At 53.3% G+C, this 12,278-nt stretch carries 9 protein-coding genes; 7 read left to right on the top strand and 2 right to left on the bottom strand.

Translation table 11 applies throughout. From position 1 onward, the window contains the following. Positions 1-7: 7 nt before the first annotated feature. On the bottom strand, positions 8-910 hold the full coding sequence (gene htpX / locus Ga0123461_RS10140; RefSeq protein WP_100278228.1) for a protease HtpX: 903 nt from the start codon (positions 908-910) through the stop codon (positions 8-10). 95 nt (positions 911-1,005) lie between these two features. Here htpX and lon point away from each other — a divergent pair, with 95 nt between their 5' ends. The 4 genes from lon (at position 1,006) to Ga0123461_RS10120 (ending at position 5,801) form a co-directional block, all read left to right on the top strand. After that, complete coding sequence (gene lon / locus Ga0123461_RS10135; RefSeq protein ID WP_100278227.1) at positions 1,006-3,501, top strand: endopeptidase La; 2,496 nt, start codon at positions 1,006-1,008, stop codon at positions 3,499-3,501. 279 nt (positions 3,502-3,780) lie between these two features. Continuing rightward, entirely contained in the window at positions 3,781-4,443 is a 663-nt protein-coding gene (locus Ga0123461_RS10130; protein ID WP_100278226.1) for a response regulator, read from the top strand. A gap of 69 nt (positions 4,444-4,512) precedes the next feature. After that, a complete protein-coding gene (locus Ga0123461_RS10125; RefSeq protein ID WP_100278225.1) occupies positions 4,513-5,154 on the top strand; it encodes a sensor histidine kinase in 642 nt (213 codons plus the stop codon). A 146-nt stretch (positions 5,155-5,300) separates the two neighbouring features. Beyond that, the gene (locus tag Ga0123461_RS10120; RefSeq protein ID WP_100278224.1) at positions 5,301-5,801 is read left to right on the top strand and encodes a hypothetical protein; all 501 of its coding nucleotides are present in this window, start codon (positions 5,301-5,303) and stop codon (positions 5,799-5,801) included. A gap of 73 nt (positions 5,802-5,874) precedes the next feature. On the opposite strand, the gene lspA is transcribed toward Ga0123461_RS10120, so the two are convergent. Further along, positions 5,875-6,351: a signal peptidase II gene (lspA, locus tag Ga0123461_RS10115; RefSeq protein ID WP_100278223.1), complete on the bottom strand. Its 477-nt coding sequence runs from the start codon at positions 6,349-6,351 to the stop codon at positions 5,875-5,877. A 326-nt stretch (positions 6,352-6,677) separates the two neighbouring features. Between lspA and mutS the strand changes: the two genes are divergently transcribed. The 3 genes from mutS to glnD are packed head-to-tail and all read left to right on the top strand — an operon-like array spanning position 6,678 to position 12,162. Next, on the top strand, positions 6,678-9,272 hold the full coding sequence (gene mutS, locus Ga0123461_RS10110) for a DNA mismatch repair protein MutS (RefSeq protein ID WP_232710153.1): 2,595 nt from the start codon (positions 6,678-6,680) through the stop codon (positions 9,270-9,272). Beyond that, on the top strand, positions 9,269-9,592 hold the full coding sequence (locus tag Ga0123461_RS10105) for a DUF4156 domain-containing protein (RefSeq protein ID WP_100278221.1): 324 nt from the start codon (positions 9,269-9,271) through the stop codon (positions 9,590-9,592). The genes mutS and Ga0123461_RS10105 overlap by 4 nt, the downstream gene beginning before the upstream one ends. A 2-nt stretch (positions 9,593-9,594) precedes the next feature. Next, positions 9,595-12,162 carry a [protein-PII] uridylyltransferase gene (gene glnD / locus Ga0123461_RS10100; protein ID WP_100278220.1) on the top strand — a complete coding sequence of 856 codons (2,568 nt, stop codon included), beginning with the start codon at positions 9,595-9,597 and terminating at the stop codon, positions 12,160-12,162. The last annotated feature ends 116 nt before the right edge of the window (positions 12,163-12,278 follow it).

Raw genomic sequence — 12,278 nt, 5'->3', positions numbered from 1 at the left:
GGGTTGATTACTTCCGGTTTCTCAGTGCTGCAATGCGTGCTTCTGTTGGCGGATGCGTGGCAAACAGATGTGAGAATCCTTTGGACTGGCCGTGAATTTTCATTGTCGCCAGTGCATCTTCACTCATGCCCTCTTCCCGGTGTTCAGAGCTGAGCGTTCGCTGAGCCAAAACCTCGATTTTCTGCAGGGCGGAAGCCATGGACGCGGCACCGACAGCATCTGCGGCATAGGCATCAGCGCGAAATTCGCGGCGGCGGGAGAACCAACAGATCGGGATCATGGCCAGAATCGAGAGCATGAACTGCAGTGCCATATATACGGCGAAACCGAGCCAGTAATTACGCTCCATCAACGGTCGGGAGATCATGCGGGCGAGGAAATAGACAAAGGTGTTCATCAGCCCCTGTAGCAGGGTGGTGGCCATCATATCACCATTGTTGATGTGACCGACTTCATGCGCCACCACAGCCTTGAGCTCCTCATCAGTGAGGTTCATGGCAAGGCCTGAGGATACGGCGACCATGGCATTGTTGCGGGTCGGCCCGGTGGCAAAGGCGTTGGGAACATCATCCCAGTAAACCCAGACCTCCGGCATTTTGATGCCTTCACGCTGTGCCAGTTCGGCGACGGTGTTGTAGACGACTTTTTCCTTGGGGGTGGAAGGGTCAGTGATCTGCTGCATACGCATGCCGCGCTTGGCCAGGAACTTGGACATGAACAGCGAAATGAAGGCGCCGCCGAAGCCGAATACCATCGCCCATGCGAAATCGAGTGTGGTCACACTGCCGCGCAGGTCGATGCCGAAGTTCGGCAAAACCACGTCAATGAGAATGGTGCCGGTGATCGCCAGTGTGAGAAAGATCAGAATATTGGTGATGATGAGCAGGAAAATACCTTTAAAGCCGCGCATGAAATCTCCTTTTTTTATTGTCAGGTTAAATGTGGGGGTGCTAGCGTATGAATTCAAGTCTTGAAAAAGGATGAGGATAACCTTAAATAATTATTATGATAGCAGACGATATCCACGACCCCGAAATTCTAGATGAAATCGACAGCCTCGATACTGATGAGGTTGAAGCCACCGAGACAACGCTGGTCCGCACCGATGAGGCGTTTCCGGATCAGTTGACGCTATTACCACTCTCTAACCGCCCGCTTTTCCCGGGCCTGGTGGTGCCGCTGGTTTACGAGAATGAGGAGATGGGCAACGTGGTGCGTGAGCTGGCATCAAGCCACCAGCAGTATGTAGGACTCGTGCTGGTTCGGGATGAGAATGAGCCTTATGAACCGGAAAACCTCTATGGGGTCGGCGTGGTGGCTCGTATTGCCAAGGCCGTGGAGATTGAGGGGCATGGTCTGCACCTGGTGGTCGAGTGCCTGAGTCGATTCAGTATCGAGAGCTTTGTTTCCGATGAACATCCAATCCGGGTGAAGGCAGTCTACCGCGAAGAGACTTCCTATGAGGATAATATCGAGCTGCGCGCTTACACCGTTGCAGTGATCAATACGATCAAGGAGCTGCTTAAGCATAACCCGCTGCATGAGGAGGAGTTGCGCCTGTTCGCCTCCCGTTTTGATGTCAATGAGCCCAACCGGCTGGCCGATTTTGCTGCCAGCCTGACCACGGCCAGCCGTGAAGACCTGCAGGATATTCTTGAAACCTATCAGATTTACGACCGGCTGAAGAAGGTGGTGACGCTGCTCAACCGTGAGCTCAATGTCAGCAAGGTGCAACGTAAGATTCGTGATAAAATCGATGAGCACGTTTCCGACCAGCAACGGCGTTTTTTCCTGCAGGAGCAGCTGCATGAGATTCAGCGCGAACTGGGAATGAATGAGGATCCGCGCGAGAAGGAGGTCAATGATTTCAGGGAGAAGGCAAAAAAACTGAAGTTCAGCAAAGAGGCGGGCAATGCCTTTGAAGAGGAGCTGAACAAGTTGGCCCTGCTGGAGACTGCATCGCCTGAGTACACCGTCACCCGCAACTATCTGGAGTGGTTGACCTGCCTGCCGTGGGGGCGCACCTGCCGTGACCGCTATAACCTGAAGGCGGCGAGCCGGGCACTGAATAAGGATCACTCCGGTCTCGACGATGTGAAGGACCGTATCCTCGAGTTTATCGCTGTCGGTGCGCGTAAAAAACAGGTGGGCGGCTCGATCATCCTTTTTGTTGGACCTCCGGGCGTAGGCAAGACCTCGATCGGCAAGGCAATCGCCGAGGCAGTCGGCCGTCCCTTCTTCCGTTTCTCGGTGGGTGGTATGCGTGACGAGGCTGAGATCAAGGGGCATCGGCGCACCTACATCGGAGCCATGCCGGGCAAGCTTGTGCAGGCGCTGAAACGTGTCGAGGTGGCCAATCCGGTCATTATGATCGACGAGGTGGACAAGATCGGTAACGATTTCCGCGGTGATCCATCTTCAGCACTGCTTGAGGTGCTCGATCCGGAGCAAAACTCCGACTTCATGGATCACTACCTTGATGTGCGCTTTGATCTGTCGCAGATACTCTTTCTACTCACTGCCAACCAGCTCGATACGGTACCCAGACCGCTGCTTGATCGTGCAGAGATCATTCATCTGGCCGGTTATATGCCGAGCGAGAAAGTCGAGATCGCACGCAAACACCTCTGGCCCAAGCAGTTGCGTGAGCATGGTATCAAGTCCAGCGAGATGACCCTGACCAAAGGCGTGTTCAAACATCTAGTTGAGGATTATGCCCGTGAGCCGGGTGTGCGTCTTCTGGAGCGGTTGCTGAAGAAGATTCTGCGTAAGGTGGCGCGAAAGGTGACCGAAGGCGACATGGAGTTTCCGGTGCGAATCGGCGTTGCCGATATTGCCGGTTATGTTGGCAAGCCGCGCTTCCGTGAGCAGGCGATCAAACAGGGTGTCGGCCTCGCTACGGGTCTTGCCTGGACAGCGATGGGTGGCACTACCCTGACGCTGGAGGTGACCATCGCCCATCATGATCGCCGAGGTATGAAGATAACCGGTCAGCTGGGCAAGGTGATGCAGGAGTCGGTTGAGATTGCCTACTCCTATGTGACGGCCAACCTGAAACGTTTTGGTGCACCAGAAGAGTTCTATGACAGTGCCTTTATCCACCTGCATGTGCCGGAGGGTGCCGTGCCTAAAGACGGGCCATCAGCAGGTGTTGCGATAGCAACCGCACTGTTGTCGTTGGCCCTTGGAAGAGCGCCGGAACGGATTGCCATGACCGGCGAGTTGACGCTGACTGGAGATGTGCTGCCGATTGGTGGCGAGCGCGAAAAACTGCTGGCTGCCAAGCGACTGGGAATTTCAGAGGTGATTTTACCCGCTGCCAATGAGGTGGATGTGAATGAGCTTCCAGAGAGCGTGCGCGAAGAGATGGTTATTCACTATGCCCGCCACTTCAAGGATGTGGCACGGGTGATGTTCGGCATCCGCATGCGGCCGGTTAGTAAAAAGAGATGGAAGCCGAAATCTAAAGCTGACGTGGATCCTGAGACGGAGACAGAATAAGCCTTTCATGTGAGGAAGCAGGGTGGTTTAATCATATACTTGGTATGCCCCTGCCGGACTCTTTCGCCCATGCCATTTCCTATTCATGACTGGCTAACTTTTGAATCTGATTGACGCGGGTAACTGGAAGCAGTGCGGCAGCGCAAGATAATCAAAAAGCGCCAGCTACCGCGTATGTAAACCCCTTCAGAAACTGTGAAACCTCGAAAAAACCGTTTTTTCTGCTATAACTGATAAACAGTGCTTTGGTTTCATAGGGGTGAACTAGCAGTGAATTCGATGGACAATATTCATCCAAGGGTTCTGATTGTTGAGGACGATGAATATGTGCGCCTTCATTTCGAGAGGTCCATTCATAAGCATAATCAACTGTCTCTATGTGGTTCGGTAGGATGTTACAGGGATGCGCTGGAGCATATTAAGGCAGCTCCTGATGTTATGCTGGTCGATCTCGGGCTTCCTGATGGGAACGGTGCTGACCTGATCAGGCACCTCAAGGATAGTTTTCCGCAAAGTGAGGCGATTGTCATCACTGTGTTTGCCGATGAATTCCGGGTTATCGAAGCGATCAGGGCAGGTGCAACCGGATACCTTCTCAAGGACTCCATGCCGGATGATATTGGCGACCTAATTATAGAGATGCTTGCCGGTGATGCGCCGATCAGTTCATCCATAGCGCGTTTCATATTAAACGCGCTAAAACCCCTGCAGGCGACGGTTCCAGAAAGCCTCGAAAATGATCTGTTAAGCCCCAGAGAACTGGAGGTGTTGCAGCTGGTTTCACGCGGATTCAAGCGGGAGGAAATCGCAGCACTCATGGATCTCAGCGCTCATACCATTGTTTCACATATTCGCCATATCTACCAGAAGCTGGAAGTGCATAGCCGCAATGAGGCGGTATTTGAAGCCTGCCAGTTGGGGCTGATTAAACTTAATGAGTAGGCCATGGTTCTCCACTGTTTTTCGTTGCTCTGCTGATGATGGCACGAGCAGGCGGCAGAGGAGCCCATCGTGTTGAAAGCGGAAAAGGAGCGTCTGCGGCAACTTGAACGAGCTCAGCTTCTGGCTGATGAGCGAAAGCGATTCACCCGCGAACTGCATGATGGGATGGGGGGGCATCTGGTTGCGCTTAAATCTATACTTGCTGGCAATCCGGACAAAAATTCACTCTGTCTCGAACTGGTGAATCAGGCGATACTGGATATGCGCCTGCTGATCGATTCGGTCGGTGATGAGAGTGATGATGTCGGTTTGACCATGGGAATGCTTCGTTCACGCATGGAGTATCAGTTAAAAGCCTCCGCACTATTTGTATCGTGGAATATGCAAACACTGCCTGTCGGCTGGTCATTGCAGAAAGGCTGTTCCATTCATCTTGTTCGCATCCTGCAGGAGGCGATTACCAATATTATCCGCCATGCTGACGCCGACTGGGTGGAGATAAGAACCACCGGTTTCAGGGACAATGGCAACCGCATGGTTCGCATTGAGGTTGCAGATAATGGCCAGGGAATGAGCCCTGATGTGCGTCAGGGCAGAGGTATTGAAAACATGAGGCAGCGTTGTGAGACGCTGTTGGGGACGTTCAAACTTGACTACAATCCGGGTGGTGGAACACTGCTCTCTCTTGTGCTTCCATGCCAAAAAGAGTGACCAGACCTCTGTGAATCCGCCCAGTATTTCTAACCACATAGCACAATCGTGTTATATCGGCTCTGTGAAACCTTCATCTACTATATGGATAGCTGAGAAGTTACGGCGGCTGAGGTGATCACATGGGACATGCAGGGGTTGTTACAATGGAAAACAATGAACATCTGGCCAGAGAGATAGTGGAAGAGATCAATGCGTTAAGGGTTTTTCATATCGATGAAAAAACAGAGATGAAATTGATCCTTTCTACAGGAATCATCGCATTTGCTTATAAATATTTGGAAAGAATCAAGCACGCCAGAGGGTTTCAAGCACTGCTGGATGGCTATGTAAAAAGTGGCAGGTACCCCGTGGCGATGAAACTGGTGATGGAAGGAAAAGAGGGTATTAATGAGAGTGATATTCATCATTTTTCTGAGAGTGTGGATAAGAGTCACTTCCTGAAACAGTTTGTCTCTTTTGCACTGTTTAAAAAGCTCTATATCGTCAAGAACCTCTCTAAATTCGATAGTGTCGATGAGTTTGAGTTAGAGGAGATGAAGGCAGCGATTACATTCTTTGATATGGTTTTGTCAGACTTGAAGGGACATGCGGATGAAAAAACAAGAGGTGTGATTAATCACGCTCGACTATTGATCAGGCTATAATTACTGCTGCCTGATAAAGGGGCATGGAGTGACTGACTAGAGCTTTTGTTCAGCAGAGGTGTTAAAAAAAAGTTCAGTGTTTCCTGAAACTGGTAATCAGAAGCAGGGCGACAGAGATAAAGATGCAGGCATCTGCTACGTTGAAGGCAGGCCAGTGATACTCTTGGCCGCCGCTGCGCACATACCAGTCAATAAAATCGACAACATAACCCAGCTGCATGCGATCCCAGATGTTACCAACTGCACCTGCCAGAATCAGAACCAGAAGCCAGGAGGTGATGCCGGCGCGACGGCGCTCCTGCCACCACCAGAAGACAACCGCCACGGCAATGCCGATAGTAACACCGAGCAGCAGCCAGATGCGCAGAGAGTCAGGAAGATCAGAAAACATTGAGAAGGCTACGCCCGGATTGTAGGCGCGAATGATGTTGAAATAACCGTCGATAACGACAAAGGGTTTAAAGTCGGGCAGCTGGATCCACCATTTGGTGATCTGATCAGCGGCAACTAGCAGGGTAAAAAGCAGGATCTGGTTTCGGGTTCTCTTCATCGGCCTTCCTTTTAGATGCCAGAACGCTCCGGTGCAAGCACTGTGAAGTCAACGCCCGGAGCATTTAAGCGCTTCTTTGCAAGCGGCGCAGAAAATGATGATGCAGATCACATTCTGACATGCGGAGGCTGGCTAGGCTTTGCCCTGTTGCGGCGTTGAAAGATACCAGAGCAGCAGTGCTTAAGATAAACGGCCCGGGTAAATGTGCATCCCCCCCCTTCCCCTTCTCAACGCATATTTCCCGGGCTTACGCACTTCCTGATAAAATCTGTCAAATAGAGTTATAAACAGCTTATGCATCGTGAAATCGCGTGCTACATTGCGGCATGGCAAAGACGACGGGTCAGACGGCTCACACCCCCATGATGCAGCAGTATCTGAAAATAAAATCCGAACATTCGGACTGTCTTCTCTTTTATCGCATGGGCGATTTTTACGAGATGTTCTTCGAAGATGCTGTAGAGGCGTCAAAGATTCTCGATATCACACTGACAAAACGCGGAAAATCGGGTGGCGAAGACATCCCGATGGCGGGCGTGCCGTGGCATCAGGCCGAAGTTTATCTGGCACGACTGGTTGCTGCAGGTAAACGGGTTGCGGTGTGTGAACAGATGGAGCTGCCGGACGGCAGCAAAGGGCCGGTTCGGCGCGAGGTGGTTCGTGTTGTCACCTCCGGCACGCTTACCGAAGCGGAGCTACTGGATCAGTCGCGCTCCGCACCACTTGTTGCCTGCTACCGAAAGGGCGAGAAGTGGGGGCTGGCGGCAGTCGACCTTTCATGTGGTCACTGGCGGCTGCTCGAAGGCAGCGGAGATCTTCTGCTGGAGGAGCAGCTGGCTGTGATGGCACCGGCGGAACTGCTTCTGCCTACTTATGATGAGTCCCAGCACAGCACGCCGGTTAACCGCCCGGGGGACTGGAGTTTCAGTGAAGCAGTAGCGCGTGAGCAGGTGGAGCAGCATTTTGGCGTCAGTGACTGGCAGTCGCTGAATCTGGAAAAGCATGCCATGGCTGCGGCGGCAGTTGCTGCTGTGCTGGTCTATCTCGGACAGACCCAGAAATGTGCACTTGAACACCTTTCACTGCCTGTGTTTGTTGAGCAGGGAAATGGGATGCGTATCGATATGCGTTCCAGACGAAATCTGGAGCTCTACTGCTCGCTGGCGGGTGACCCCAAGGGTGGTCTGATTCATGTGCTCGATGAGACGAAGACCCCGATGGGGGCGAGACTTTTGCGCGAATGGATCGACAGGCCGTTGACGGATATTACACTTTTGAATGATCGCCAGAATGCCGTGCAGAGTCTGCTCGATGATCAGGAAACGCAGACTGCATTGCGCCAAAGACTGAACGGAGTTCGCGATATGGAGCGGATGTTGACCCGCATCGTGTTGAATCGGGCCTCGCCGCGCGATTACCGTGGTATTGCAGAGGCGATATCGGCACTGCCCGAGCTCTATACCCTGATCGGGGATCGTAGTGGCCTGTTCGCTGAAATGGCGTTTGCCATGCAGGGGTTGGAGTCACTGGCGGAAGAGCTGGATGGTGCCATCATCGAATCACCACCGCAGGTATTCCGTGATGGTGGCGTGATTCGCGAGGGCTTCGATAGTGAGCTGGATCGTCTGCGCGGGCTGGCTCGCGATGCCAATGCGTGGCTGCGGGAATATGAGGCGCGGGAGCGAGAGCGTACAGGGCTTGCCAACCTGCGAGTGAAGTACAACAAGGTGTTCGGCTACTTTATTGAGATATCGAAGGCGCAGGCAAAAGATGCTCCGGTTGATTTCGTCCGCAAACAGACGCTGGTGAATGCGGAGCGTTTTATTACCGATGAACTGCACAGCTTTGAGTCGGAGATTCTCGGCGCTCGCGATGCTGCGCTAAATCGCGAAGAGGGGCTGGTTGAGGTGCTGCGCAGGAAGCTGTGTAGTGCGGCAGCTGCGATTCAGAAGGCCGCTCATGCCGTGGCAAGGCTCGATGTCTTGAGCTGTTTCGCATATCTGGCCAAGAGCTACCGTTATGTGCGCCCCGAGGTACACAGTGGGCGCAGCATGAAGCTTGTCGGCGGTCGCCACCCAGTAGTTGAGCGTTTCCTCAGTAGCAGCGATCCATTTGTAGCCAACGATACGCATATGGATTTGAAGAATCGCCGGTTTATGCTGCTGACCGGTCCTAACATGGGTGGCAAGTCGACCTATATGCGTCAGGTGGCGTGGATTGTATGGCTTGCGCATACCGGCTGTTTTGTGCCCGCTGATGAGGCGCGTATTCCGTTGACCCGGCGCATCTTCACCCGCGTGGGCGCTGGTGATGAGCTGGCTAGTGGCCGTTCTACATTCATGGTCGAGATGATGGAGACGGCGACAATCCTCAATCAGCTGGAGTCGCGTTCGCTGGTGATTGTCGATGAGATTGGTCGCGGCACCAGTACCTGGGATGGATTGGCGATTGCATGGTCGGTGGCGGAAAGGCTGATTGCTTCACCCGATGTGCTGACGCTGTTTGCCACGCACTATCATGAGCTTACTGAGCTGCCGGATGATTTTGATACAGCATTTAATGCATCAGTCACTGTGCGCGAATGGAACGGATCGGTGATATTCATGCATCAGGTGATCGAGGATGCAGCAGACCAGTCCTATGGTATCGCTGTAGCCCAGCTTGCCGGGCTGCCTCGCGAGGTGATTAAACGTGCGCGCGAGCACCTTTTTCGTCTTGAGCATGGATCAGAATTGGCGGCTGAGAGCGGTAAGCCGCAGTTGGGGCTATTTGCTGTCGCCGAGAAAAAACAGCAGGAGCGTGACCTGGAGCGACTGCGTGAGCTGGAGAAAACCCTTCTCAATGCTGATGTCGAATCAATGCGACCTGTAGATGCCCTACTGCTGCTTGATCAATTGAAAAAAGAGGTGGAGCAATCATGAGAAAAGCAGAGTGGATATATTTTGCTGTAGCTATGTTGGTGGTGGGTGGCTGCACACCATGGGTGAAAGCGACTGATGCGGGTTCGACGGTTACCGTGGCAACTTTCGAGCAGGTAAAAGCATGTGCGAACCTTGGTAAAGTGACCGTTACCGTGCTGGATAAGGTTGCATTTATCCCGCGCTCGGAGGAGCAGGTGTCCGGTGAGCTTGAGAATATGGCAAAAAACAGTGCTGCCGAGATGAGCGGCGATACGATTGTTGCAGTCAGCAAGGTGACCGACGGCGAGCAGGCTTTTAATGTCTATCGCTGCGGTAAATAGCTTTGGACGAAAGAAAAGAGCTTCAGGCGCTGAATGAGACTGTAGCCGCCGCATTTAATGCGGGGGTGAGCGGTAGAGAGCTGACTCGTCTGATGTGCAGCGGTGTCGATGAGTTGCTGATTCGCCTCTGGAAGCAGAAGGCACCAACGGCAGCCGGCTGTGTTGATCTGGTGCTGGTGGGGGGTAATGGGCGTGGTGAACTGGCTCCGAAATCGGACTGGGACCTCTGGTTTCTGGTCGCTGAGCAGTGTCCGCAGGAGGTTGAGGCGGAGATTCAGGCCTTCCTTCTCGCGCTGTGGGATCTGGGTGCGAAAATCGGCCATGCTGTGCGCAGCGTAAAAGAGTGCCTTGATCATGTGAAAGAGGATTGGAACAGTGCCACGGCAGCATCCGAGGCGCGCCTGTTGACCGGTTCGGGAGAACGCTACGAAGATCTGCAGAAGGGGCTGGAAAAGTTTTTCAAGAAGAGGCGCAAAGCCTTTGTCGAGGCAAAACTAGCCGAGGTAGAGGAGCGGCACCGGCGCACTGGCGGTACAGCATTCTGGATGGAACCCGACATTAAAGAGGGGAAGGGCGGACTGCGAGATGTCCAGGCGGTGTTCTGGATCGCCAAGGCCTGGTACGGCTGCGATGATATTGCAGGGCTGGTGGAGAAAGGAGCGATTTCGCCTCGAGAGCGTGACCACCTGTTAGGTGGTCAGGATTTTCTCTGGCGCTGCCGTACGGGTCTGCATCTGGAAATGAGGCGTCCATCCGATCGTCTTGGCTATGAGCAACAGGCCATTCTGGCCGAGCGAATGGGGTATCAAGCGGCGTCGCACAGGCCGGCAGTTGATGCTTTCATGAAGGATTACTTTCGTTATGTCGGGCGCATATCTCGTGTCTCCGGTCTGCTCTACATGCACTTTACCGAGCAGCTCAATCCAAAACGTTTCTCTTTTACCAAAGCTGTCGGTCACGGATTTGTCCTCGAGGGTAAGCGGCTAAGTATTGCCGATGATGGCGTCTTTAGAGCGGAGCCTTTACTGCTGTTGCGAATTTTCCGTGAGTCACAGAAGGGTAAGCGTCACCTTTCCAGTCGTGCGCTTCGCCAGATTCGTGCTGACGTGCTTCTGATCGATGACGCGATGCGAGATGATCCGACAGCACAGCGTGTTTTCATGAAAATTCTTCGCAGCAAGCGCAATGTGCACTGGACGCTGAAACTGATGAACGATACCGGCGTATTGGGCCGCTTTATCCCGGAATTCCGGGAGGTGGTGGGGTTGGGGCAGTTTAACCAGTACCACGCCTTTACCGTCGATGAGCACACGCTCCGTGCAGTAGGTGAAGCGCGCAACTTCTTCCATCGCGATCGCTATATCCGACTCCCTCTGGCACATGAAGTCTGTCATAAGATAAATCGCCCTGAGTTGCTCTATATCGCACTGATATTTCACGATATTGCAAAAGGTATGCCGGGGGATCACTCTGTAGAAGGGGCGAAACTGGCGCGTAAATTTTGCGAAAGGATGCAACTCGACCTGGATGCAGTGGATTTGGTGGAGTGGCTGGTCAGGGAGCACCTGTTGATGGCAGTGAAGAGTCAGCGTTTCGACCTCTCAGACCCTGAGGTGGTGCGGGCTTTTGCCGAGCGGGTAGGTAACCAGAGCAGGTTGCAATACCTTTTGCTTCTGACTGTTGCGGATATTGCGGCGGTCGGTCCCACCGTCTGGAATGATTGGAAGGGATCATTGCTGACAGAGCTATACCGCCTGACAGTCAGTTATTTCGATAGTGATGAGACGGTTAGTGAAACCGCCGAGCGGCTCTATCAGACACGAGTTCAGTCTGTTCTCAATAGCGTGAAGGATGGCGACGAAGCTGTTATAAGGGGAGCGCTGGAGTGTATGTCGCGGCAGTGCGTTATGCATTTCCCTCCGCGCCAGTTGACGGATATTGTGCCGCTGATTGCCGATTCCGATGGCAATGCGGTGAAGTACTGGGTGGATAATGATCGCAGCGAAACGCTCTTTTATATCGTGGCGCGCCCACGTACGGGCCTGTTTGCAGCGCTGGCAGCAGCGCTGACCTCAGGCCATGCCAGTATTCTGGCCGCACAGGCCTATATGCTCAGCGATGGACGGGTGCTGGATGTGTTTCACCTGCAAGGGCCGAAAGGAGCCCCATTTAATGTGGGGACCGATCTGGAACGGCTTGAAATCAGGATTCGTGACCTGCTGGAAGCTGAAAGCATGCCGAAACTTGTGATCGATAGTAGGTTTAAGGTGAATGTATTGATGCGCAATGTGCCGGTGCGTGTACGCGAGTTGCCCAAGGCGTCGTTCCGGGCAACAGCAATCGAGGTTTCTACCGCCGATCAGCCGCGTCTGCTGGCGCGGCTTGCTGATGCGATAGCGCGTGAAGGCCATTCGCTGCATGGAGCATCAGTCTCGACATTTGGTGAGCGGGCTGTCGATGTGTTCTTCATTGCGGATAAGGATTCAGGACCGTTATCGACTGAGCAGATAGGCGACCTGTGTGCGAAGCTGGCCGATGTAGCGGCGCTTCCGGAGAAGCAAGCAGATTAGATCAATGGGTGTTGATCTATGCTGCGCGATAGTTGTAAATGGGATCGATCAATGGCTGTTGATCCGGCGGCAGCTCTGGCAGGGCCTGTCATGAAAGAAGAAATTGGTAATAGTGA

The sequence above is a fragment of the Mariprofundus aestuarium genome (genome assembly GCF_002795805.1).
In the GTDB taxonomy this organism is placed as follows: Bacteria; Pseudomonadota; Zetaproteobacteria; order Mariprofundales; family Mariprofundaceae; genus Mariprofundus; species Mariprofundus aestuarium.
The sequence above is the reverse complement of the archived record's forward strand: the minus strand, read 5'-3'. Positions and strand labels throughout refer to the sequence as shown.

Excerpts from the sequence above, each read along its gene's own strand:
- Ga0123461_RS10130 (WP_100278226.1), top strand. The coding sequence starts at position 3,781 with ATGGACAATATTCATCCAAGGGTTCTGATTGTTGAGGACGATGAATAT.
- mutS (WP_232710153.1), top strand. The coding sequence starts at position 6,678 with ATGGCAAAGACGACGGGTCAGACGGCTCACACCCCCATGATGCAGCAG.
- lon (WP_100278227.1), top strand. The coding sequence starts at position 1,006 with ATGATAGCAGACGATATCCACGACCCCGAAATTCTAGATGAAATCGAC.
- Ga0123461_RS10120 (WP_100278224.1), top strand. The coding sequence starts at position 5,301 with ATGGAAAACAATGAACATCTGGCCAGAGAGATAGTGGAAGAGATCAAT.
- lspA (WP_100278223.1), bottom strand. The coding sequence starts at position 6,351 with ATGAAGAGAACCCGAAACCAGATCCTGCTTTTTACCCTGCTAGTTGCC.
- htpX (WP_100278228.1), bottom strand. The coding sequence starts at position 910 with ATGCGCGGCTTTAAAGGTATTTTCCTGCTCATCATCACCAATATTCTG.
- Ga0123461_RS10105 (WP_100278221.1), top strand. The coding sequence starts at position 9,269 with ATGAGAAAAGCAGAGTGGATATATTTTGCTGTAGCTATGTTGGTGGTG.